This window comes from Butyricicoccus sp. AM78-15b2TA (assembly GCF_027665985.1).
Taxonomy (GTDB): Bacteria; Bacillota; Clostridia; order Oscillospirales; family Butyricicoccaceae; genus Agathobaculum; species Agathobaculum butyriciproducens.
Genome location: NZ_JAQEHY010000010.1, coordinates 42,700 through 64,853 on the forward strand (window position 1 = coordinate 42,700; position 22,154 = coordinate 64,853).

Below are 22,154 nucleotides of genomic sequence, written 5' to 3' on the forward strand. Positions count from 1 at the left end.
ACCTTACTATAGAAAAAAGGAGAGATTCCAATGCAGGTTGGTATTAAGGGTGAGAAGAAGTTCATCGTAACCAAGGATCAGCTGGCATGCAATGTAGGCAGCGGTCTGGTATCCGTGTTTGCCACCCCGATGATGATCGCAGCTATCGAGAACACTGCAGCAGGCAGCGTAGCCGGTGAGCTGGAAGAGGATAAGACCACGGTCGGCACGCTGGTAAACGTAAGCCACGTTGCCGCTACGCCGGAGGGCATGGAAGTCCGCATCGAGACCGAGCTGACCGAGATCGCGCCGAACGGCAAGATGCTCACCTTCAAGGTTGCCGCATATGATGAGGCAGGCCTGATCGGTGAGGGCACGCACCAGCGCGCTATCGTAGCGAAGGAGCGCTTTGAGCAGAAGGCACAGAGCAAGCTGTCCAAGTAAAAATAAGCAAAAGAAAAACGCTGTGGAGAGATTCCACAGCGTTTTTTGTTGGTGCGGGTAACAGGACTTGAACCTGCACGTCGAGGACACCAGAACCTAAATCTGGCGCGTCTGCCAATTCCGCCATACCCGCAGATAAGATTAGTATACCCTTTTTACGGGTATTTGTCAATCTTGATGATGTGCTCATCGGGAGTGGGGCGCTTGCGAAGCAAGGGAATCTGCGCTGACGCCGCGCGGGCGCACAAGAGGGTAGACACCTGCGGTTTCCACCCTCTTGAGAATCACCCCTTTCCCGTGGATAGCCTGGCGCAGATTACCGATATGTGACCGCTCCGAAATATGGGGAACGGCAGAGGATTTTTTCTTCCGTATCTTTCTCAACCTGTTCGCAGGGTCAGATAGTATTCTGCTACACAGACCGGAAAGTCTGCGCAGGCGCGACATAACAGTGTCGCGCAACTCTTTGGCGCGTTGTACCGCACGGCACCTGCGGATTAGGCATTTGGTACAATTTATCCTCGTAGGTGCTGTCTATCATAACGCGCTAACGAGTTGCGCGGCACGGTTATGCCGCGCCTGCGTAGAGTAGCTCGTCTGTGTAGCAGAACGGTATCCAGCACTGCGTATAGGTTTCGGCATGGGAGCACACTGTGCTCCCCTACGGAAGAAAAAATCCTCTGCCGTTCCCCATTATCGAAGAGGTCGCCGGTCTCTGGTTTGCGCCAGACTAAGAAATAAAGGGAAACGGGAGTTAAGAGGGTAGAAACCGCAGGTGTCTACCCTCTTGCCCCTGCCGCGGGTGCGGCGAATCCTGCATGAGCAAACTCCTACGCAAAACTAAGGATTCCCCCTTGCAATCTGCGATATTTCGTGATATATTGTTAGTTAGTAAAAGCTAACCAGCTCGGGTACAAAAGGAGCATTACACCCATGTTGAAAATTACTCTCGGCGTTGACGGCATGATGTGCGGCATGTGCGAAAGCCATGTCAACGATGCGGTTCGCAAGGCATTTCCTGTGAAGAAGGTCACTTCCTCTCACGGCAAGGGGCAGACGGTTATCCTCACTGAGCAGGATCTCGATGAGCAGGCTGTCCGCGATGCGGTAAACGCTACCGGCTACACCGTTACGTCCTTTTCCAAGGAGCGATATGAGAAAAAGGGACTGTTTTCCTTTCTGCATAAATGAGCAGAGTAAGGCCGCTTTGCAGCGGCTTTGCTTTTCAACACAGGTTAGCAAAATCTAACCTAATAAACCGATATATACCAACGGAGGAAATCGCAGTGCTGGAAACTCTGCTCAAACCGAATACCGGCGCATCGCTGTCCGGCTGCGTACGCTGGACCCAGCCGATGGATGGCGTGCGCGTGTGCGATTTTGACTGCGCGCTGACCGTGCCGCCGGCCATGCCTGCGGAGCCATCCGAGGTGCCGTGCGAGGTGCTGTTCTGCCGGCAGGGCGGTCTGCGGCTGACCATGACCAATGGGCGGCAAGTGTTCCTGCGTGAGCACGAGGTACTGCTGCTGCTCGGCGCAAGTGTGCAGAGCCTTTCGGTCGCGGACGGATTGTTCAGCGGTGAGCTGGTGCTCATCGAGCAGAGCGCAGCGGCACCGTGCCGTCTGACGGTCAACGCAGCACGAATCAAAGCACGAGTCACTCCGCATATGGGCTGCGTAGTGCTGCGCAGCGCGGTGTGGATTGATAGTCTGGCTGCGGCACTGCAGTCCGTTCCGGAGCGGGACAGAGCCGCCTACAGTGCAATCAAAGCCATTGAGCTGCTGTACCTCATCAGTACAGACAGTCCGCTGCTGACGATACCGCAGGAATCCGTCTCCCGCGATCACTATCTGACCGATACAGTGAGGCAGGTACAGGAGTATATGGTATCGCACCTGTCCGACCCGCTTACGATCGACCAGCTGTCTGCACGGTTCCGCATTTCGCCGACCGCCCTGAAGGATATATTTCGGCAGACCTATGGTCGTCCGATCCACCAGTATCTGCTTGAAAAGCGGGTGCAGCATGCTGCCGAACTGCTGCATCGGAGTCCGCTCTCCATCGTGGATATTGCGGCGGCGGTCGGCTATAACAGCGCCAGTCAGTTCGGTGTGGCGTTCAAGCGCCGCTATCAGCTGACGCCCTCGCAGTACCGCCGACAAGCTCGAAAAAGTTAGCAAAATGCAACTATTTTGATGATAAAACTAAAAATTAGCGGCAACAAACTGCGAAAATGTCCGATTCCGTGCGTTTCATGTCTAAAGCTGTGCGACAAGCAGGAAAAATTGTGATATGATAATCGCAAACAAAAAAACACACCATGTTTGGAGGTGTACTGTATGAAGCAGCATCGTTTTTGGGCATGGGCCGCGTTGTTCTGCATGGTAATGACGATGATTACCGGCTGTAAGCGCAAGTGAGATTGATAGGAGGAACATATTATGAAGAAGATTTACAAGGACATCGCCGTATTTGTTGGTGGCACTCTGTTCGGTTCCGCAGGTATCAAGCTGCTGAGCAGCAAGGATGCTAAGAACGTATATACCCATGCTACCGCAGCGGTTCTTCGCATGAAGGATACCGTTATGAATACCGTTGACTGCGTTAAGGAGAACGTCGGCGACATCCTCGCTTCCGCAGAGGAGATCAACGAGAAGCGCGCTGCTGAGGCAGAGGCTGCTGCTGTTGAGGATGCAGACATTGAGGTTGAGCTGACCGATGAGGACCCGACTGCTGCTCCGGTTGAGGCATAAGAACCTGTCGCCAAACCGTGGTTTGGCGAACAGGAAGAACGGACTGTGAGCCGTTCCAAAGTCGCCCGAAAGTTCCCATTCGGAAGCTTTCTCCCTCTTAGGGAATGAAAACCGAGGCACATGTTCCCGGTTTTCATGGGACGAATATCAAAGAGGGGCAGAGCCCCTCTTTTCCTATCTACCGGAAGTAAGCTGGAGGTAATTTTACTATGAAAGCATTCATTGAACACGAAAGCCGCGGACGGCTTCGTGTGCGCATGAAGCAGTACCGCATGACGCTGGAGCAGGCTGATCTGCTGGAGGCGTATCTGCAGAATCAGCCGGGTGTACTCAACGCAGCCGTGCACGAGCGCACCTGCTGTGCTGTCATCCGCTACATCGGTGACCGCGAGAATATCATCCGCGCGATCGCTCAGTTTAACTATACTGCACCGTCTGTTACGGCGCTGACGCCGACCCACAGCGGCCGTGCGCTCAACCGTGAGTATCAGGAAAAGCTGGTTGGCAAGGTTATTACGAAGTTTGCCTGCACGCTGTTCCTGCCAACGCCGCTGCAGATAGCACGCACGATCTGGCTGTCGCTGCCGTTCCTCGGCCGCGGTCTCAAGCGCCTGATTCACAGAGAGCTGAAGGTTGAGCTGCTCGACGCACTGTCCATCGGTGTTTCGATGGTACGCCGGGACTTCTCCACGGCAGGCTCGGTTATGTTCCTGCTCGATATTGGTGAGCTGCTCGAGGAGTGGACGCACAAAAAGTCGGTTGACGATCTGGCACGCTGTATGTCGCTCAACGTAAAACGCGTATGGCTCAAAACCGATGACGCAGAGGTACTTGTACCGCTGTCAAACATCGCTGTCGGTGATCACATTCTGGTTCGCATGGGCAGCGTCATCCCGCTGGACGGTGAGGTTGTTGAAGGCGAAGTCATGGTTAATCAGGCATCGCTTACCGGAGAATCCATGCCGGTTGCAAAGCGTCCGGGTACGCAGGTTTATGCCGGCACGGTCATCGAGGAAGGTGACTGCGTGATCGAGGTCACCCAGTCCTCCGGCGAGAGCCGCTACGACAAGATCGTTTCCATGATCGAGCAGTCCGAGCAGCTTAAGAGTGCTGCTGAGAGCCATGCCGCTAATCTGGCGGACAAGCTGGTGCCGTACACGCTGGTCGGCAGTGCGCTCAGCTATGCACTGACCCGCAATGTCACCCGTGCACTGTCCGTGCTGATGGTTGATTTCTCCTGTGCGCTCAAGCTGGCTATGCCGCTGGCGGTTCTGTCCGCCATGCGTGAGGCAAGCATGTATCATATCACGGTCAAGGGCGGCAAGTTCCTCGAGGCTGTCGCGCAGGCAGATACCATTGTATTCGACAAGACCGGTACGCTGACGCACGCCTGCCCGGTGGTTGCCAGGGTTATTCCGTTCGGTGGTCGTTCCGAAGACGACATGCTGCGCGTTGCAGCCTGCCTGGAGGAGCATTTCCCACACTCCATGGCGAACGCCGTTGTCCGCGCTGCGCGTGAGCGCAATCTGGCACACGAGGAAATGCACTCGCAGGTTGAGTATATCGTAGCGCACGGCATTTCCAGCATGGTTGAAAACAAGAAGGTCGTTATAGGCAGTGCACACTTTATCTTCGAGGATGAAAAGTGTACGGTTCCGGCCGGTGAGCAGGAGAAGTATGATGCACTCCCGCCCGAGTTCTCGCACCTGTATCTGGCCATCGGCGGTGAGCTGGCGGCCGTTATCTGCATCGCAGACCCGCTTCGTCCGGAGGCCCGCGATGTGATGAAGGCGCTGCGCGCCCTCGGCATCAAGCGCACAGTTATGCTGACCGGCGACAGTGAGCGCACGGCAGCGGCTATCGCGGCTGAGGTCGGCGTGGACGACTACCGCGCTGAGGTTCTGCCGGAGGACAAGGCAAACTTTGTCGAGCAGGAACGCGCGGCAGGCCATACGGTTATCATGCTCGGCGACGGTATCAACGATTCTCCGGCGCTGTCGGCGGCTAACGTTGGCGTAGCCATCAGCGACGGCGCTGCCATCGCCCGTGAGATTGCGGACATCACCATCGCAGCCGAGAATCTGTTTGAGCTGGTTGCTCTGCGCCGTATCGCACAGGGTTTGATGAGCCGCATCAACTCCAATTACCGCTTCGTAATCGGCTTTAACGGTTCACTGATCGGTCTGGGCGTTGCCGGCGTGCTGGCTCCCGCAACCTCTGCGATGATGCACAACCTGTCTACGCTGGGCATCAGCCTGCGCAGCATGACCAATCTGATCGATTCTTCCGAGACGACCCGTCTGCTGGAGAGCAAGTAATTTTAATAGAGTTAGAGTGGAGAGTGAAGCGCTTTCCACTCTTTCTTTTTGCGATTCAGGTATAACAAAACCCCGTCTTTGACGGGGAGTTGAGGCTGTCGAAAAACTATCGTTTTTCGAGCAGCCTCTCGATCGAAACCACGCTTTCGATCGAATGCTGAAGAAAAACCGAGGTACACAAGGTGAATTGCCGCATAGCGGCAAGAGAGGGTGGTCTGGACCACGCCCCGGTTTTTATGAATTTGCTGCGCAAATTCTATTTTATGCGTGCTGTCGCACGAAGCACAAAATAGAAATCTGACTTTTTCGACAAGCTGAAACCCCCGTCTTTGACGGGGTTTTGTGTTTCTATAACTGTTTGAAAAACTGTAGTTTTTACTTCTGCTGCCACGCCATTCCATAATCTTTTTCCCCGGTAGCTTCATCCAGGCCGCTGTACTGAATTTCAAATCCTTCTCTTTGATAAAAAGATATTGCTGGTGTGTTTTTTTGATATACATTCAAAATCAGTTTGCTTCTTGTATTCTTTACATAATTCAGCAGTATTTTACCGATACTCTGCGACTGCATTGCCTCAGAAACAAAAATGCCTTCAATATATTCACCATTCAGCCCGATAAATCCTTGTATCTTCTGATTGTCCTCATAGACATAGACAGTTGCCTGCAACAGCAGTTCTTTCACAAGCTCCAAATTACTTTTCCAATATTGGGCAGGGATAAAATAATGTGCCTTTATATTGGTATCCAGCCATATATCGGCAACTTGATTGATATCTGCTTTTCGTAATTCTCTAATCATAGCGGGGGGACTCTCCTGCAAATTTGATTGTTACACAATAGAAGGTAATGTCAGATACGTTACCGGATGTGGAAACGTAAACAGCGGGCGCTGTTCGCCGCTGGCGTTGATCAGCGTGAGAGAAAACATGTGCAGATCATCCGTCGGCAGCGGCACAAGCTGTGTCCACTCGGTGCGGATAAACCGGTTCGGACCGGTTTCGGTCAGCGTGTAAGTTCCATTATGGTATGCAAGGAACAGGGGCTGTCCCAGAGTAGGCTGCATTTCCAGAGAAATGGAAGCATTCCGATCTCGATGGATTGCAAAAAAGCGCGTCAGCAGCGCATACGGCGGCTTGAGCTTGTTCTGTCCGGTCAGGCGCAGTGTACCGCAGTCGCGCCAGCGCGGCACGGAACAGATATGCCGGGCGTCCCACTCGGTCACCGGATCAAAAATGTGCTGTCCAATGTCGGAATCGGACATAAACCATTCGGTGTAGGGGAGACCATAGGCGTTTTCGCCGTCCGCGGAAAACAAAACCGAATAGGTGAATTCGTTGGTCTGTCCGCACGGCTGCAGGTGATACTTTGTTCCATCGAACGTCAGAGAGCCGGTTTCACCGTTCGGTGTGCGCAAGGTGAGCGTGCTGGGTTCGTCTGCTTCGGCAAGCTCATACAGTACAGAATCATCTATGACCTCACGGTCGGAGGAGATTGTCAGCGTGTCGAAATCAGCCGCCATAGCGGGATAAGCACATAGAACCAGCGCCAAAACGGCAGATAACAGGCGTTTTTTCATATAATCGTCTCCTTGGATGCTGCTTTATCTGCAATCACTTTCTTTTCGCTTTCTGATTCTTTATTTTCCTTTCCAATAATTTCTTTGTTTGATCAAACTGGAATTGGTCAAGCTTTTGACTTAGGGCAATACCGCATAATTGAACAAGAGTGATTTGCGAGTAAATTTTGCGTACTGACGAGGCGCAGTTTTGCGGTAATACTTGATGTATTACCGTGAAACTGCAACAAAGTCAGGGCACAAAATTTCCGCAAAGCACCGCCGCTTTAATTGTGCGGTGTTGCCTTAGAGCATTTCCAAGTTACAAATGCAAGAATACCGCAGATTACAGCAACTCCGATGCATACGGCTCTCGCAATATTGCTCAAATCCAAGAAGCCACTTCCTGAACCTGTAATAGCACAGGCGATTGCTAAAATGGTTATGAGAGCAAAAACAATACTAATCACTTTCAGAATGACACCTTTTTCCATGCAATCACGCTCCTTTATCAAATCCTAATTTATCATTCTACTGTGACTTCACTATACCATGAATGCGTCCGAAACACAATCACCCATTGACACCACCGATATTCCGATAGATAATATAGGTAATAGAGAAACTTTACGCAAGAAGGGAAGTGCTTTAACGAATGAAACGCAGCTACGAGATGGACCTGTGCAGCGGTCCGCTGCTGAGCAAAATCCTGCTGTTTTCGCTGCCGCTGATTCTTTCGGGTGTGCTGCAGCTGCTGTTCAACGCGACCGACATTGTCGTAGTCGGCAAATTTGCGGGCAGCAATGCGATGGCGGCGGTCGGCTCGACCACCTCGCTGTTCAACCTGCTGGTCAACTCATTCATCGGTATTTCGGTCGGTGCGAACGTGCTTGTCGCGCGGCATTACGGCGAGCGGGATTATGACGGTGTGCAGCAGACCATCCAGACGGCGCTGCTCACCGGCTTAATTGGCGGCACGATACTGATCGTGCTCGGCGTTGTGCTCGCACGTCCCATGCTGACGCTGATGGCTACGCCGGATGAGGTTATCGACCAGGCCGTGCTGTACATGCAGGTGTACTTCATCGGCATGCCGGCAACCATGATCTACAACTTCGGTGCCGCCGTGCTGCGTGCCGTGGGCGATACCCGGCGTCCGCTGTACTTCCTGATGGCGGCAGGCGTGATGAACGTCCTCGGCGACCTGCTGTTTGTGTGCCTGCTCGGCATGGGTGTTGCCGGAACTGCGATCGCCACCGTGCTCAGCCAGTGTGTCTCTGCGGCGCTGACCGTGCTGTGCCTTGTAAAATCGGACGGCATGTGCCATCTCGACCTGCGCCGTCTGCACTTCCACATGGATAAGTTCCTGAGAATCATGCAGGTCGGTCTGCCTGCCGGTATGCAGAGCGTTATCTTCAATATCTCGAACGTACTCATTCAGTCCTCGGTCAACAGCTTCGGCGCAGTAACGGTTGCTGGCAACACGGCAGCCGCCAACATTGAGGGGTTTGTGTACATTTCGATGAACGCGCTCTATCAGACCTCCATCAGCTTCACCAGCCAGAATCTCGGTGCAAAGAATTATCACCGCATCGACCAGACACTCGTGCGCTGCATGTGCATTGTCACACTGATCGGTCTGGTGCTCGGAAACGGCGCGCATCTGCTCGGCAATCATCTGCTGCACATCTACTCGGATGATCTGGAGGTCATCTCGTTCGGTATGCAGCGCCTGTCGGTCATCAGCGTCACCTACTGCCTGTGCGGCATGATGGATGTGCTCGCGGGCACAATACGCGGTCTGGGCTATTCCATGCTGCCAATGATCGTTTCGCTGATTGGCGCATGTGTGTTCCGTATCATCTGGATTTTTACGGTCTTTCGCGTGCAGCATACGCTGTTCATCCTGTATGCGTCCTACCCGATCTCGTGGATACTGACCATCCTGGCGCACTTTGTGTGCTACCTGATCGTGCGGAAAAAGGTTTTCCGGCCGCAGGAGACATGAGAGCGCGTTTTTCTTCGGAAAACGGTTGTAATTGACGGTTAAATATAGTATAATACTCGTGCAATGCGGGAATTTCCCGCGCAATAAGTAAATAAGCGAACAGTCGGTGCCGCTGTCTGCAAAGGAGCAGCGGGTAAAAGGGAAGCAGGTGAAAATCCTGCACGATCTCGTCACTGTAAGCGGGAAATGGACTGCCATTTACGTCACTGATATTACGGTATCGGGAAGGCGGCAGTTCTAAGGCAACATCGCATGATGAAAGCTGCGGCGCTTTGCGGAAATTTTGTGTTCTGACTTCGTTGTGATTTCACGGTAATACATCAAGTATTACCGCAAAACCACGCCTCGTCAGTACGCGAGAATTTACTCGCAAATCGCCCTTGTTCAATTATGCGGTATTGCCTTAAGAGCCGCAAGTCAGGAAACCTGCCGGTCTGTTGGTACGGGAAGCTGCTTCCGGGTCACGAGTTATTGATTGTACTGATACCGCATGATTTTTGATTCAAGCAGTCCCTTTCATCATATATTGATGGGGGGACTGTGTGTTTTCCGTACCCTTTTTCTTTCAAAGTGTGCGCTTTCGCTTTGCAAGCAAAACGAAGGAGGAAAACCATGAGCAAAGTAAGCAAACTGAAGAAGCTCGGCATTATGCTGATCGTTTCCGGCATGCTGATGTCCATGCTGACCGCTTGCGGCGGCAGCAAGACCGCAGCTGAGGATGACACGAAGGACAATAACACCACTGCACAGACCGATGCGCAGGATCAGACCGATCCGGACGAAAACTATGAAACGGGTGACGCTTCCTTGGACGATCCGCTGAATCAGGATGAAATTGGCGATACCGAGCTGCTCGTAGTCAGCTTCGGCACCAGCTATAACGACAGCCGCCGTGAGACCATCGGTGCCATCGAGAAGGCTATGCAGAAGGCGTTCCCGGATTACGCGGTACGCCGCGGCTTCACCAGCCAGATCATCATCGACCATGTAAACAAGCGTGACGGCGAGAAGATTGACAACGTAACCGAGGCACTGGACCGCGCCGTAGCTAACAAGGTCAAGACTCTGGTTGTTCAGCCGACCCATCTGATGAACGGCCTGGAGTACAACGACCTCAAGGATGAGCTGGCAGGCTATTCGGATTCCTTCGAGAAGATCGTGCTCGGTGAGCCGCTGCTGACCTCTGACGACGACTTCCAGAAGGTTATGAATGCCATCGTAGACGCAACCAAGGAGTATGACGACGGCGAGACCGCAATCTGCTTCATGGGTCACGGCACCGAGGCGGATTCCAACAGCGTTTACACCAAGATGCAGGAGACCCTCAAGGCCGCAGGCTACGACAACTACTTTGTCGGCACTGTTGAGGCAACTCCGTCCCTCGATGACGTAATCGCAGCCGTTAAGGCAGGCGGCTATAAGAAGGTCGTTCTGCGTCCGCTGATGATCGTTGCAGGCGACCATGCCAATAACGATATGGCAGGCGACGAGGACGGCTCCTGGAAGACCGAGTTTGAGAAGGCAGGCTTCGAGGTAACCACCGTAGTTGAGGGCCTTGGCTCTGTGCAGGCAATCCAGGATCTGTTTGTTGCACACGCACAGGCAGCGATTGATTCCCTGAAGTAAATCAAGTAAACAGCAGGGTCCGAGCCGTGGAATGCGGACGGACCCTGTTTTTGTGAGATTTTGATTGTCGATTTTTGGTATGCAGAATTGAAAATGGAGAATGGAAAATTATACCTAGAGTGAAGAAAATGCGATAGGTGTCATTCGCAGGTGCTGTGAGTAACAACGCGTAAAAGAGTTGCGCGACACGGTTATCCCCCAGGGGACTCTCTCTTGCCCTTCGGGCAATTCACCTTGTGCCCCTGCCGGGTAGGCAAGATTCCGTTCGCTTCTCAAGCGCAAATGCCCCGAATGGCAGCCATTCATCAAAATCCCGTTTATATCGCAAAACAAAGGAGAAACCACAATGAAGAACAAAAAAGCACTGTTAAGCGCCGTATTTGCGGCATTCATGCTCCTGTCCGCCTGCGGCGGCAGCACCCAGCAGGACACCTCCGCGCAGGACAGCAGCACCACCTCTCAGGTCGCTTCTGCGTCCGATATGGCCGGTGTCGAGGACGTTGTTGAGGACGGTATGACGCCGATCACCGGCGACAAAGTGAAGGACGGTACCTACGATGTAACCGTCGATTCCAGCTCCAACATGTTCAACGTCACCGCGTGCGAGCTGACCGTCAAGAACGGCGAAATGACCGCTAAGATGCACATGGGCGGTACCGGTTATCTGTACGTCTATATGGGCACCGGCGAGGAGGCTGCCGCTGCCGAGGAGGCCGACTACATTCCGTTCACCGAGGAAGCCGACGGCACACACAGCTTTACCGTTCCGGTTAAGGCGCTCGATGAGGGCATTGACTGCGCAGCCTTCAGCAAGAAGAAGGAGAAGTGGTACGACCGCACCCTGGTGTTCCGTGCGGACTCTTTGCCGGCAGACGCACTGGCAGACGGCGTAATGACCACCGCTGAGAGCCTGTCTCTCGCAGACGGCACCTACACCGCTGACGTAACGCTTTCCGGCGGCTCCGGCCGTGCAAGCGTGGAATCTCCCGCAGCGCTGACCGTTTCGGGCGGCAAGGTGACGGCTAAGATCATCTGGAGCAGCAAAAACTACGATTACATGAAGGTGAACGACGAAAAGTACGATGCTGTGATCGAAAATGAGCACTCCACGTTTGAAATTCCGGTTGCGGGCTTTGACTGGGCGATGCCGGTCGTAGCCGACACCACCGCAATGAGTGAGCCGCACGAGATCGAGTACACGCTGCGTTTTGACTCTGCGTCCATCGCTCCGGCAGCAAAATGAGAAGAATTACAGCATGGTGCCTGAGTGCGGCACTGCTGCTCGGCGGTCTGTCCGGCTGCGGAACTGCCCGGCAATCGACCGCACAGACGCAGGCGGCGGTCTCGTGGAGCGACATGCAGTCGACCGACAGCATGGATTTGGAGTATGCCGAGTGCTTCTCGGTCGATCACTATGACGGCGGCTATTCGCTCATTACCGTGAAGGACGACGCACGTTATCTGGTCGTTCCGGAAAACGCGTCCGTGCCGGACGGTCTGGACGCAGATATCGTGGTGCTGCAGCAGCCGCTGGACAGCATTTATCTGGTTTCCTCAAGTGTCATGGACCAGTTCGTTGCACTGGATGCGCTGGACAGCATTTCACTGTCCGGCACCAGGCAGGACGGCTGGTACATCGATGAAGCCAAGCAGGCGATGGCGGACGGCAAGATCACCTATGCGGGCAAGTACAGCGCGCCGGATTACGAGACCATCTACTCCGCTGACTGCAATCTTGCTATTGAGAACACCATGATCTACCATACGCCTGAGGTCAAGGAGCAGCTCGAAAAGCTGGGTATTCCGGTGTTTGTCGAGCGTTCCAGCTACGAGCCGCACGCACTCGGCCGCATGGAATGGATCAAGGTGTACGGCACGCTGCTCGGCTGCGAGGACAAGGCGGAAAAGCTGTTTGCGGATAAGGTGGACGGCATTGTGGACATCCTGCAGAAGCCGGCAGCCGGCAAGACGGTTTCGTTCTTTTACATCACGTCAAACGGTGCGGTCAATGTTCGCAAATCCACGGATTATATCGCGGAGATGCTCAGTCTGGCAGGAGGAAAGTACATTTTTGATGATCTGACGGACGATACGGCAAAGTCCACCGTCAATATGCAGATGGAAAGCTTTTACGCCGGAGCCAAGGACGCGGACGTGATGATCTACAACGCCACCATCGACAGTGAGCTGCAGACGCTTGACCAGCTGCTGGAAAAAAGCCCGCTGCTTGCGGACTTCAAGGCCGTGAAAACCGGCAATGTGTGGTGTACGGAGAAGAACTTGTACCAGTCCACAATGGAGCTGGACGAGCTGATCCGCGACTTCCATACCGTCATTGCAGACGGCGATCCGTCCACCCTGAAATACTTACACAAACTGTCCTGAAAGGAGAGGATTTCCCATGAAACCGCAGCCTAAAATGCGTTATGCGGGCGCGTTTGCCATGCTGCTGGCACTGCTGGCCGTGCTGTTCGTGTGGAATGTCAACTCGGGCAGCCTGCACCTGTCAGTGCGAGAGGTCGCGCAGATTCTGCTGACGCACAGCGGCGACAATGCGGTCATCGTGTGGGAGATTCGCCTGCCGCGTATCTTCGCGGCCATTCTGCTCGGCGGTGCGCTGTCGGTCTCCGGCTTTCTGCTGCAGACCTTTTTCGCCAACCCGATCGCGGGACCGTTCGTGCTGGGTATTTCCTCGGGCGCCAAGCTGACGGTCGCGCTGACGATGATCGGCGCGCTGTCCTGCGGACGCGTGCTCGGCTCTGCTGTCATGATAACAGCTGCCTTTGCGGGAGCTATGCTCTCGATGGGCTTTGTGCTGCTCATCGCGCAGCGCGTGCGGCAGATGCCGCTGCTGGTCGTGAGCGGCGTGATGATCGGCTATATCTGCTCAGCGGTGACGGATTTCGTCATTACCTTTGCCGAGGATTCCAATATTGTCAACCTGCATAACTGGTCGATGGGCAGCTTTTCGGGCATTTCCTGGGATAATATCCGCGTGATGACGCCGGTGGTGCTGGTGTCGCTCGTGAGCGTGTTCCTGCTGTCCAAGCCGATCGGTGCGTACCAGCTCGGAGAGGGGTATGCCCGCAGTATGGGCGTCAACATCACCGCGTTCCGCGTGGTGCTGATCCTGCTGTCGAGCGTGCTCTCGGCGTGTGTAGCGGCGTTTGCCGGGCCGATCTCGTTCGTCGGCATCGCGGTTCCGCATCTTGCGAAAAGCCTGTTCGGCACGGCAAAGCCGATCCTGATGATACCGGCGTGCTTTCTCGGCGGTGCGGGATTCTGTCTGCTGTGCGATCTCATCGCGCGGACGGTGTTTGCACCGACGGAGCTGAGTATCAGCACCGTGACCGCCCTGTTTGGTGCACCGGTCGTCATTTATATTATGGTGCATCGGAAGTCCTCCAGAGGGTGAGTCTGCGTCCTCACGCAGAGGGAGTGGGAGCCAACCCTTGGCTTGGGGACCAAAAGGATAGACACCAAGGTTTCTATCCTCTTGGAACTCCAGTTTCCTATTGTTAGATAGTCTGGCGCATATCAGAGACCGGCGACCGCTTCGAAAAGGGGGAACGGCAGACGATTTTTCCTATCGTAGGGGAGCACAGTGTGCTCCCATGTCGTAACATATTCGCAGTGCCAGATTCCTTGCTGCTACACAGGCAGTTTAGTCTCCGCAGGCGCGACATAACCGTGTCGCGCAACCCGTTTGCACGTTATACCAGAAGGCACCTGCGAATTTCTCGTTTGATACCATTTATCCTGTGTAGGCCCTGCCTATCATAACGCGCTAACGAGTTGTGCGGCACTGTCATCCCCCAGGGGACCCTCTCTTGCCCTTCGGGCAATTCACCTTGTGCCGCACCCAGCGTAGATGAACCCGCATGTGTAGCAGTATGTTATCTGTGAACTGCGAAAAGGCGGAGAAAGGCACGAAAGAGTAACCCGACTACCGTTCCTTTGCGAGTCTCAGCTCTGCAAATTTCGCCGTGCTATCCCAAAAGGAAACGGGATTCATAAGGGTGGAAACCTTGGTGTCCACCCTTATGCCCTTCGCTGTGGGAACGGCGCCCCTGCCGGGTAGGCAAGATTCTCTTGCTTCGTAAGCAATCATGTTAAAGAAGAAGGTACAAAATGTCCCATCCTTTTGTCGAAACAAAAGAAATGACCGTCGGCTACCGCGGTGTGCCGCTCATCCGCGACATCGCCCTGAGTGTTCACCGCGGTGAGATTTTAACGCTCATCGGTCCGAACGGCTCGGGTAAATCGACCATCCTCAAAAGCCTCATTCGTCAGCTGGCGCTCATCGGCGGTACGGTGTATCTGGACGGCAAATCGCTGCAGACCCTGCCCGAGCGTGATCTTGCGCGCACGATGTCCGTGCTGCTCACCGAGCATGTGCGGCCGGAGTTGATGACTTGCTGGGATGTGGCGGCCGCAGGCCGCTATCCGTACACCGGACGGCTGGGTCTGCTCAGTGACGAGGACCGCGTCAAGGTGGACGAGGCGCTTGCGCTTGTCGGCGCGGATGAACTTGCCGACCGCGATTTTTCCTGCATCAGCGATGGACAGCGGCAGCGTGTGCTGCTGGCCCGCGCCATCTGCCAGGAGCCGGAGGTCATTGTGCTCGATGAACCCACCTCCTTCCTCGACATTCGCTACAAGCTGGAACTGCTGACCGTGCTCAAGCAGCTGGTGTGCGAAAAGCAGGTGGCGGTCATTCTCTCGCTACATGAGATTGATCTGGCGCAGAAGCTGTCCGATCGGCTCATCTGCGTTCACAACGGCAGAATTGAGCGCTGCGGTACGCCGGAGCAGGTATTCACCGGCGATTACATCCGCACCCTGTATGACCTCGAGCGCGGCACTTATAACGAGCAGTTCGGCAGTCTGGAGCTCGAGCGGGTGACAGGCGAGCCGCGCGTGTTCGTTATCGGCGGCGGCGGAAGCGGAACGGCACTGTACCGCAGACTGCAGCGGCGCGGCATTCCATTCGCGGCAGGCGTTCTGCCGGAGAACGATGTAGAGCTGCCGACGGCTCGTGCTCTGGCGGTCGAGACCGTCACCGAGCGGGCGTATCAGCCAATCGGCGAGGACGCTTACGCGCGTGCGCAGGCGCTTGTACGACAGTGCGGAAATGCGGTCTGCTGTCTGGATTTGTTTGGTCCGGTCAACGAAAAAAACCGCGTGCTGCGCGACTGGGCACAGCAGGAGGGGCTGCTGCGGAGTAAATCGGAATTGGAAGATATTACATGATAATCGCCTGAAATGTTGCTCAAAACGCAATGTTGTGGTAAAATAGCCAATAATGCCAATGGTGACAGGGAAGGTTTCGCCCGGTCACCGGTGAGAGACAACCACTTTGTCACAGGAAAGCGATAACATGGCAAGAAAGCAACAAAAACGACATAACAGAGGCAGCTATCGGCGGAAATCCGCCCATGCACATCGCAGTACGCGGCATATGCAGCCGGTAAGAACGCAGAAAACGGTCAGACGCTGTCTGCCTGAGGCGGAAGTGCGCCGCAGACAGCGGGCACGCCGTCGGCAGTTTGCACTGCTCGGGCTGGCAGTCCTGCTCGTTGTGCTTATTTTCGCCTTTCGGCATTTGATCAGCACACCGCAGCAGAGCGGCGCGGACGGTGATACCGGCAATTCCGGCACGAGCGCGACCGAGGAGGTCAAGCAGGTAGCCAAGGCAGTGAATGTCTATCAGTCGGTTATGTACTATCAGCCGGTGGTGCAGAAATACGCCGAACAGAACAGCATTCCGGAGTACACGGATGTACTGCTGGCCATCATGCAGGTGGAGAGCGGCGGCAAGCTGACCGATATCATGCAGTCCTCCGGCAGCGCGGGTCTGCCGAACGATTCACTCGAGGAGGAGAGCTCGATCCGGCAGGGATGCACCTATTTTGCACACCTGCTGCGTAAGGGCAAATCGCTGGACTGTGATCTGGACTGCATCATTCAGGCGTATAATTACGGCAGCGGTTTTCTCGATTACGCAGCCAAGTTCAACGGCGTTTACAGCACCGAGTTGGCGGAAAAGTTCGCGGAGGAGCAGTCCGGCGGCAACACTGTCCAGTACGACAATCCGATGGCGGTGAAGGAAAACGGTGGCTGGCGCTATGCCTACGGCAATATGTTCTATGCCCGTCTGGTTAAGCAGTATTTGATCGAGTGATCGTATTTTGTGTTCTGTTTGGACAAAACTACTTGACAAATCGTCTGCAAAAAGCTATACTTATCCCACAGCTTAGATTATTTATAAAACCGTAGGAAAAGGAGGAAATCACAGTGCGTGCAGTTCGAATGGAAATGTGCATGATGTGTGGTTCTGCTCGTTTTTCTGCGAAGCAGCCGTAAGGCTGAAACGCATAGGCGGGCCGCTTTTCATGCGGCTGATACAGAAAACGGGCGGAAAGCAGAAACCTGCTTTCCGCTTTTCTTTTGAAAATGTAAGGAGGAATGAATGTGGCACAGGATGTGATCGTCCGGATTCAGGGCCTGAACAAGACCTTTCGCGGCAGAGCCGGAACGGTAGTTGCGCTGAACGGTATCGACCTTGATATCTATCGCGGCGAGATTTTCGGCATTATCGGTCTTTCGGGCGCAGGCAAGTCCACACTGGTACGCTGTATCAACTTTTTGGAGAAGCCCACCGAGGGCACGGTAACGGTGGACGGAGAGGAACTCGGCAGACTGAGCAAAAAGCAGCTGCTCGAGGCTCGCCGGTCGATGGGTATGATCTTCCAGCAGTTCAACCTGCTGCAGCAGAGAACCGCACTGCAGAATATCTGTTTTCCGCTGGAGATTGCGGGAACGAGCAAAGCAGATGCGGAAAAACGGGCGCGTGAGCTGCTCGAGATCGTCGGTCTGTCAGACCGAGCGGATAACTATCCGAGCCAGTTGTCCGGCGGTCAGCAGCAGCGTGTGGCGATTGCACGAGCACTTGCGACCAACCCGAAAATCCTGCTGTGCGACGAGGCGACAAGCGCACTCGACCCGACGACAACGCGCTCCATTCTCGCGCTGCTCAAGGAGATCAACAAGACGCTCGGCATCACCATCATCGTTATCACGCATGAGATGGCGGTCATCGAGGAAATCTGCCAGAGAGTTGCGATTATTGATTCCAGCCGTATTGCCGAGGTTGGCACGGTGGACGAGGTGTTCACCCGACCGAAATCCGCAATGGCCAAGCAGCTTATCTATCCGGACGGCAAGCGCAATTCTCTTGCGACCGGCAAGCGGTACTGCCGCATTGTGTTTGACGGCAATTCGTCGTTCGAGCCGGTGATCTCCAACATGGTGCTCGAGTGCAAGGCGCCGGTAAATATTATGTTCGCGGACACCAAGAACATGGATGGCAAGGCTTACGGTCAGATGATCCTGCAGCTTCCCGAGGACGAACGCGCGGCAAAACGCGCACTGGCGTACCTCGAAACCCAGAACGTACACGCAGAGGAGGTAGCCGATTATGCTTCCGTTTAATGTTTGGGCGCAGAGCCTTTGGGAAACCCTGTATATGGTCATTGTTTCGACCGTTATCTCGTATGCGATCGGTCTGCCGCTCGGTCTGACGCTGGTTGTTACCGATAAGGGCGGCATTCGTCCGATGCCGATCGTCAACACGGTTCTGGGCGTGGTTGTCAATATCCTGCGCTCTATCCCGTTCCTGATTCTTGCCGTTATGATTACGCCGATTACGCGCGCGATCGTCGGCAAGGCCATCGGCACCACCGCGATGATTGTTCCGCTGACCTTTGCGGCAGCACCGTATGTAGCCCGCATGGTCGAGTCCTCCATCAAGGAGGTGCCGTTCGGTGTGATCGAAGCCGCACAGTCCATGGGTGCAAGCCCGTGGCAGATCGTGTGGAAGGTGCTCGTGCCGGAGGCAAAGCCGTCCCTGATGGTCGGCGGCGCGATTTCGGTCGTTACCATCCTCGGCTATTCCGCAATGGCAGGCTTTATCGGCGGCGGCGGTCTGGGTACCGTAGCCGTAAACTACGGCTATAACCGCTATAATTTCCCGATCATGCTGGTAGCGGTTATCATCATCGTTATCGTTGTTCAGATTTTCCAGGAGGTCGGCATGCGCCTTGCACACCATCTGGATAAGAGAAACAGATAATCGTTTTTCATTCTCAATTTTATTTTGTTATCATTAAAAATGATATATATCAGAAAAGGAGCGAATTCCCATGAAGAAGACAATCGCAGCAATTCTGGCAGGCGCCCTGTGCCTGACCGCACTGACCGCTTGCGGCGGCAGCAAGACCGACAGCGCTGCAGCTGACAACAGCAGCGCAGCAGGCGACGACAAGACGATCACCGTTGGCGCAACCCCGACTCCGCACGCTGAAATCCTGAATGCGGCAAAGGATGCACTCGAGGCTGAGGGCTACACCCTGAATGTTGTTGAGTTCACCGACTATGTGCAGCCGAACACCGCACTGGTTGACGGTGATCTGGATGCAAACTACTTCCAGCACACCCCGTACCTGAACAACTTCAACAAGGAGAACGGCACGGATCTGGTTTCTGCATTCGATATGCACTACGAGCCGTTCGGCATTTACGCCGGCAAGACCGCTTCCATCGAGGAACTGAAGGACGGCGCTTCTATTGCCATCCCGAACGACGGCTCCAACGAGACCCGCGCACTGCTTCTGCTGCAGGATGCCGGTCTGATCAAGTTGAAGGACGGCATTGACCCGACCTCTGACGCTACCAAGCTGGATATCACCGAGAACCCGAAGAACCTGGACATTCAGGAGATCGCCGCTGAGCAGCTGCCGCGTTCTCTGGCAGACGTTGACCTTGCTGTTATCAATGGCAACTATGCACTGCAGGCAGACCTGAACGCCTCTGAGGACTCCCTCATCACCGAGAATCCGGACTACGCTAAGGTCTATGTAAACGTAGTTGCTTGCCGTTCCGGTGAGGAGAACAGCGACAAGATTCAGGCGCTCAAGAAGGCGCTGCAGAGCGACGACGTTAAGAACTACGTTGACGAAACCTATAAGGGTGCAGTCGTAACCGTATTCTAACTTCGATCACGACCACGCTCGTGATCGAGGAGGACATGCCGAGCAATAGCTCGGACATGTCTGGGGCGGGATTCTGCGCGCCCGCTTTGCGGGCACACAGAATCCCTTACTTGTATAAAATCCCACGCACATGTCGCGGGATTTTATGAAAAGAGGCGGCATAGACCGCCTTTTTCTATTATATGCGCGCTTACGCGCTGTCCGCTGCGGCGGAGCCAATGGCTCGGATTTCTGGACGAAATCCTGCCATGCGGGTGCGGCTTGCAAGCAAGCCGGAATAAAAAGAAAACCGAGGCGGATGCCTCGGTTTTTGTTTTGTCTGTTACTGTACATTGAGCGTAAACGCCGGATTTTCGGCGGCCGCGTCCGCCAGCACGCGGAGCACCAGCTCGCCGTAATTGCCGAGATGTACGACCAGCATCTCCGGGTGCCGCAGCGTGAGCCGCGCCGCCGGATAGGCGGTCAGCAGGTCGTACAGTGCGTCCAGATTGCGACCGTAGTCGGCAGGGAAGCCGCACACCTTGGTCAGCACATCGTGCAGCTGCTCGCGCGTGTACAGCGTTTCCGCGTCCAAAAGCAGTTCTTTCATTCTCATTTCCCCCGAAATTTGAATTGTTATTCTGTGATTTCTTCAAATGTTTCATAGTGGTCGGCGGTGTAGTAGATTCGGCCGTCATCCGCGTAGACCAGCCGTTCCGCGCCGCGCTTGTCGGCTCCGCGGGTGTTGAGGTCGCACTCGTGATAGCTGCCGTCCGGCAGGGTGCCTTCGTAGTTGCCGAACCGGTCGCCGCCGATCGAGCAGCCGGGTGCATACGGCTCGAGCGAGCCGCCCTGCCAGCCGAGTGCCTGTGCCTGCTTTTTCGTGATGTAGTTGGAGGGCAGGTGCCCATATTCGGTCAGATAGGCGGCAACCTCGTCCTTGCTGTCATACTGCCCATCCTCGGTGACGGAAACAGCGGAAGCGATGTCCGAGGTGACAATGACGGTCGGTCCGTCCGCACCGCCGATGATGCCGATTTGACCGGCGCAGCCGGTCAGCGTGCCGAACGCCAGCAGCAGGGACAGCCATAAAGCGGTTAATTTTTTCATATGCTGTTACTCCTTCGCCGTAGGATAGAACAGCACGAACAGATCGTGGTACAGATTGCGTCCGTCACCGCTCTTGATGGCGCGCAGCTTGCCGTTGACGAACACATAGCCGTCTGTGTTCACGCCGATCGAGTTGCCGTTCTGGAAGGTCACGGTCAGGCGGTTGGCAGTCAGCTTGTTCTGGCTGGGCTTGATAAAGTGCGGATAGGCGGTGTAGGTCTGCTCACTGAGAAGCTGTATGATGGCGGTTTTCTGGTTGTCATCGGTCTGCGGTACCTCCACGTTGTTCTCCGTGAGGGTGATGGTGGATTGCGGTCCGGTTTCCGCGATGTCGGAAAAGTCCTGGCTGTAAACGTGGATATAGATCAAACGTCCGGTGGCGAACAGCAACAGAAGCAGCAGCGTGCCGCAGATGGCCAATACGAGCGAAACGGTTTTTCGCATGGAAAATTAACTCCTTTGGGTTTTCTGTAAACTTTTTCTGGTTGTGAACGGCGGGTTTTCGCCTGAAATCAAGCGGGGAGCTGCGCTCTGCGGAGCGCGGGAGTTCGCCGCGCCCCGCGGCGGGGCAAGAGGGTAGACACCAAGGTTTCTACCCTCTTAACTCCCACTTCCTTTTGGGAGGGTCTGGTGCAGATTACCGACATGTGACCGCTGCGAGATAGGGGAACGGCAGAGGATTTTTCTACCGTAGAGGAGCACAGTGTGCTCCCATGTCGAAACCTATACGCAGTGCCGGATACCGTTCTGCTACATATGTGGTTTCACCTTGTGTCGCGCCTGCGTTGACCCTCCGACCTGTGTAGCAGTACGTTATCTGTGAACTGCGAACATTTCACGAAACAAACGCAGTGGTAACCCGACTGTCGTTCTCCTGTTTCGGAGCGGTCGCCGCTCTCCGATTTTCGCCAGACTATCTAACAAGGGAAAGGTAGGAGTTCAAAGAGGAAGGAAAACCGCAGGTTGTCCTTCCTTTTTGCCCCCGCGGCGGGTGCCGCGACGTTCCCGCCGCAGCGGCGGCGAATCCCTCGCTGAACCTCAGCGAAAAACCTCCCGCCCGTTAGGGGCGAACACGCTTACGCAGTTCGCATACCCCGGTCAGCCGGTGCAGAAAAAAGACTGCCGCCCGGATAGGGCGAACCCGCCTGCGGCAGTTCGCATACCCCGCTCAGCCGGTGTAGAAAAATCCGTGCCGAATTGATAAATCAAACGCATCTAATTAAAGCATATCCTAAAAAAACAGCACTGTCAACGCAATAAAAATTACAAAATGTAAACAATTTGTATATGTCAGCGCACTTTGTGGGAATTTGTGCAATAAGGATTG

Annotated in this window: 22 protein-coding genes, 1 tRNA gene and 1 riboswitch; of the genes, 15 read left to right on the plus strand and 8 right to left on the minus strand. The window is 54.7% G+C overall.

Translation table 11 applies throughout. The features are described 5' to 3' along the window. Positions 1–30: 30 nt before the first annotated feature. Positions 31–423, plus strand: coding sequence for a thioesterase family protein (locus PGS25_RS10200; RefSeq protein WP_270418545.1), 393 nt, complete (start codon positions 31–33; stop codon positions 421–423). A 49-nt stretch (positions 424–472) separates the two neighbouring features. Here the strand turns inward: PGS25_RS10200 and PGS25_RS10205 are convergent. Then, positions 473–556, minus strand: a tRNA-Leu gene (locus tag PGS25_RS10205). A gap of 800 nt (positions 557–1,356) precedes the next feature. Here PGS25_RS10205 and PGS25_RS10210 point away from each other — a divergent pair. The 4 genes from PGS25_RS10210 (at position 1,357) to PGS25_RS10225 (ending at position 5,494) form a co-directional block, all read left to right on the plus strand. Then, positions 1,357–1,614: a heavy-metal-associated domain-containing protein gene (locus PGS25_RS10210; protein WP_116705072.1), complete on the plus strand. Its 258-nt coding sequence runs from the start codon at positions 1,357–1,359 to the stop codon at positions 1,612–1,614. A gap of 95 nt (positions 1,615–1,709) precedes the next feature. After that, positions 1,710–2,600, plus strand: coding sequence for an AraC family transcriptional regulator (locus PGS25_RS10215; RefSeq protein ID WP_270418546.1), 891 nt, complete (start codon positions 1,710–1,712; stop codon positions 2,598–2,600). Positions 2,601–2,864: 264 nt separating this feature from the next. Beyond that, on the plus strand, positions 2,865–3,176 hold the full coding sequence (locus PGS25_RS10220; RefSeq protein WP_116705070.1) for a DUF6110 family protein: 312 nt from the start codon (positions 2,865–2,867) through the stop codon (positions 3,174–3,176). Between the two features lie 209 nt (positions 3,177–3,385). After that, positions 3,386–5,494: a heavy metal translocating P-type ATPase gene (locus PGS25_RS10225; RefSeq protein ID WP_116705069.1), complete on the plus strand. Its 2,109-nt coding sequence runs from the start codon at positions 3,386–3,388 to the stop codon at positions 5,492–5,494. Between the two features lie 11 nt (positions 5,495–5,505). Here the strand turns inward: PGS25_RS10225 and PGS25_RS10230 are convergent, their stop codons facing one another. The 4 genes from PGS25_RS10230 to PGS25_RS10245 form a co-directional block, all read right to left on the minus strand. Next, positions 5,506–5,895, minus strand: a complete 390-nt coding sequence (locus PGS25_RS10230; protein WP_270418547.1) for a hypothetical protein — start codon at positions 5,893–5,895, stop codon at positions 5,506–5,508. Further along, positions 5,870–6,295 carry a GNAT family N-acetyltransferase gene (locus tag PGS25_RS10235; RefSeq protein WP_110435740.1) on the minus strand — a complete coding sequence of 142 codons (426 nt, stop codon included), beginning with the start codon at positions 6,293–6,295 and terminating at the stop codon, positions 5,870–5,872. Before PGS25_RS10235 ends, PGS25_RS10230 begins: the two co-directional genes overlap by 26 nt. Before the next feature lie 30 nt (positions 6,296–6,325). Beyond that, the gene (locus PGS25_RS10240; protein WP_270418548.1) at positions 6,326–7,072 is read right to left on the minus strand and encodes a hypothetical protein; all 747 of its coding nucleotides are present in this window, start codon (positions 7,070–7,072) and stop codon (positions 6,326–6,328) included. 266 nt (positions 7,073–7,338) lie between these two features. After that, a complete protein-coding gene (locus PGS25_RS10245) occupies positions 7,339–7,545 on the minus strand; it encodes a hypothetical protein (RefSeq protein WP_270418549.1) in 207 nt (68 codons plus the stop codon). Positions 7,546–7,706: 161 nt separating this feature from the next. Here PGS25_RS10245 and PGS25_RS10250 point away from each other — a divergent pair, with 161 nt between their 5' ends. The 10 genes from PGS25_RS10250 to PGS25_RS10295 all read left to right on the plus strand — a co-directional run bounded on the left by PGS25_RS10250 (position 7,707) and on the right by PGS25_RS10295 (position 19,738). Continuing rightward, complete coding sequence (locus PGS25_RS10250; protein WP_118729249.1) at positions 7,707–9,059, plus strand: MATE family efflux transporter; 1,353 nt, start codon at positions 7,707–7,709, stop codon at positions 9,057–9,059. A gap of 87 nt (positions 9,060–9,146) precedes the next feature. After that, positions 9,147–9,507, plus strand: a riboswitch (cobalamin riboswitch). Positions 9,508–9,671: 164 nt separating this feature from the next. After that, the gene (locus PGS25_RS10255; protein ID WP_270418550.1) at positions 9,672–10,685 is read left to right on the plus strand and encodes a sirohydrochlorin cobaltochelatase; all 1,014 of its coding nucleotides are present in this window, start codon (positions 9,672–9,674) and stop codon (positions 10,683–10,685) included. 346 nt (positions 10,686–11,031) lie between these two features. Then, positions 11,032–11,928, plus strand: a complete 897-nt coding sequence (locus tag PGS25_RS10260; protein WP_270418551.1) for a hypothetical protein — start codon at positions 11,032–11,034, stop codon at positions 11,926–11,928. Continuing rightward, the gene (locus PGS25_RS10265; protein WP_270418552.1) at positions 11,925–13,070 is read left to right on the plus strand and encodes an ABC transporter substrate-binding protein; all 1,146 of its coding nucleotides are present in this window, start codon (positions 11,925–11,927) and stop codon (positions 13,068–13,070) included. Before PGS25_RS10260 ends, PGS25_RS10265 begins: the two co-directional genes overlap by 4 nt. 16 nt (positions 13,071–13,086) lie before the next feature. Continuing rightward, positions 13,087–14,100, plus strand: a complete 1,014-nt coding sequence (locus PGS25_RS10270) for a FecCD family ABC transporter permease (RefSeq protein ID WP_270418553.1) — start codon at positions 13,087–13,089, stop codon at positions 14,098–14,100. A 716-nt stretch (positions 14,101–14,816) separates the two neighbouring features. Next, positions 14,817–15,938, plus strand: coding sequence for an ABC transporter ATP-binding protein (locus PGS25_RS10275; protein WP_270418554.1), 1,122 nt, complete (start codon positions 14,817–14,819; stop codon positions 15,936–15,938). A 208-nt stretch (positions 15,939–16,146) separates the two neighbouring features. Next, positions 16,147–16,869 carry a lysozyme family protein gene (locus PGS25_RS10280; protein WP_270418555.1) on the plus strand — a complete coding sequence of 241 codons (723 nt, stop codon included), beginning with the start codon at positions 16,147–16,149 and terminating at the stop codon, positions 16,867–16,869. 284 nt (positions 16,870–17,153) lie between these two features. Next, complete coding sequence (locus PGS25_RS10285; protein WP_118564341.1) at positions 17,154–18,179, plus strand: methionine ABC transporter ATP-binding protein; 1,026 nt, start codon at positions 17,154–17,156, stop codon at positions 18,177–18,179. After that, positions 18,166–18,819, plus strand: coding sequence for a methionine ABC transporter permease (locus PGS25_RS10290; RefSeq protein ID WP_110435731.1), 654 nt, complete (start codon positions 18,166–18,168; stop codon positions 18,817–18,819). The genes PGS25_RS10285 and PGS25_RS10290 overlap by 14 nt, the downstream gene beginning before the upstream one ends. Positions 18,820–18,889: 70 nt before the next feature. Then, positions 18,890–19,738: a MetQ/NlpA family ABC transporter substrate-binding protein gene (locus PGS25_RS10295; protein ID WP_270418558.1), complete on the plus strand. Its 849-nt coding sequence runs from the start codon at positions 18,890–18,892 to the stop codon at positions 19,736–19,738. 322 nt (positions 19,739–20,060) lie between these two features. Here the strand turns inward: PGS25_RS10295 and PGS25_RS10300 are convergent, their stop codons facing one another. Genes PGS25_RS10300 through PGS25_RS10310 form a run of 3 tightly spaced genes read right to left on the minus strand, consistent with a single transcriptional unit; the run spans position 20,061 to position 21,271 of the window. Then, on the minus strand, positions 20,061–20,327 hold the full coding sequence (locus PGS25_RS10300; RefSeq protein WP_158574361.1) for a barstar family protein: 267 nt from the start codon (positions 20,325–20,327) through the stop codon (positions 20,061–20,063). Positions 20,328–20,353: 26 nt separating this feature from the next. Further along, a complete protein-coding gene (locus tag PGS25_RS10305) occupies positions 20,354–20,827 on the minus strand; it encodes a ribonuclease domain-containing protein (protein ID WP_270418560.1) in 474 nt (157 codons plus the stop codon). Positions 20,828–20,833: 6 nt separating this feature from the next. Next, on the minus strand, positions 20,834–21,271 hold the full coding sequence (locus tag PGS25_RS10310) for a hypothetical protein (protein WP_270418561.1): 438 nt from the start codon (positions 21,269–21,271) through the stop codon (positions 20,834–20,836). Between the last annotated feature and the right edge of the window lie 883 nt (positions 21,272–22,154).

Coding starts and splice junctions, on each gene's coding strand:
- PGS25_RS10285 (WP_118564341.1), top strand. CDS start 17,154: ATGAATGTGGCACAGGATGTGATCGTCCGGATTCAGGGCCTGAACAAG.
- PGS25_RS10260 (WP_270418551.1), top strand. CDS start 11,032: ATGAAGAACAAAAAAGCACTGTTAAGCGCCGTATTTGCGGCATTCATG.
- PGS25_RS10225 (WP_116705069.1), top strand. CDS start 3,386: ATGAAAGCATTCATTGAACACGAAAGCCGCGGACGGCTTCGTGTGCGC.
- PGS25_RS10295 (WP_270418558.1), top strand. CDS start 18,890: ATGAAGAAGACAATCGCAGCAATTCTGGCAGGCGCCCTGTGCCTGACC.
- PGS25_RS10300 (WP_158574361.1), bottom strand. CDS start 20,327: ATGAAAGAACTGCTTTTGGACGCGGAAACGCTGTACACGCGCGAGCAG.
- PGS25_RS10305 (WP_270418560.1), bottom strand. CDS start 20,827: ATGAAAAAATTAACCGCTTTATGGCTGTCCCTGCTGCTGGCGTTCGGC.
- PGS25_RS10220 (WP_116705070.1), top strand. CDS start 2,865: ATGAAGAAGATTTACAAGGACATCGCCGTATTTGTTGGTGGCACTCTG.
- PGS25_RS10290 (WP_110435731.1), top strand. CDS start 18,166: ATGCTTCCGTTTAATGTTTGGGCGCAGAGCCTTTGGGAAACCCTGTAT.
- PGS25_RS10200 (WP_270418545.1), top strand. CDS start 31: ATGCAGGTTGGTATTAAGGGTGAGAAGAAGTTCATCGTAACCAAGGAT.
- PGS25_RS10275 (WP_270418554.1), top strand. CDS start 14,817: ATGTCCCATCCTTTTGTCGAAACAAAAGAAATGACCGTCGGCTACCGC.
- PGS25_RS10255 (WP_270418550.1), top strand. CDS start 9,672: ATGAGCAAAGTAAGCAAACTGAAGAAGCTCGGCATTATGCTGATCGTT.
- PGS25_RS10265 (WP_270418552.1), top strand. CDS start 11,925: ATGAGAAGAATTACAGCATGGTGCCTGAGTGCGGCACTGCTGCTCGGC.
- PGS25_RS10245 (WP_270418549.1), bottom strand. CDS start 7,545: ATGGAAAAAGGTGTCATTCTGAAAGTGATTAGTATTGTTTTTGCTCTC.
- PGS25_RS10250 (WP_118729249.1), top strand. CDS start 7,707: ATGAAACGCAGCTACGAGATGGACCTGTGCAGCGGTCCGCTGCTGAGC.
- PGS25_RS10230 (WP_270418547.1), bottom strand. CDS start 5,895: ATGGAATGGCGTGGCAGCAGAAGTAAAAACTACAGTTTTTCAAACAGT.
- PGS25_RS10235 (WP_110435740.1), bottom strand. CDS start 6,295: ATGATTAGAGAATTACGAAAAGCAGATATCAATCAAGTTGCCGATATA.
- PGS25_RS10240 (WP_270418548.1), bottom strand. CDS start 7,072: ATGAAAAAACGCCTGTTATCTGCCGTTTTGGCGCTGGTTCTATGTGCT.
- PGS25_RS10270 (WP_270418553.1), top strand. CDS start 13,087: ATGAAACCGCAGCCTAAAATGCGTTATGCGGGCGCGTTTGCCATGCTG.
- PGS25_RS10280 (WP_270418555.1), top strand. CDS start 16,147: ATGCAGCCGGTAAGAACGCAGAAAACGGTCAGACGCTGTCTGCCTGAG.
- PGS25_RS10310 (WP_270418561.1), bottom strand. CDS start 21,271: ATGCGAAAAACCGTTTCGCTCGTATTGGCCATCTGCGGCACGCTGCTG.
- PGS25_RS10210 (WP_116705072.1), top strand. CDS start 1,357: ATGTTGAAAATTACTCTCGGCGTTGACGGCATGATGTGCGGCATGTGC.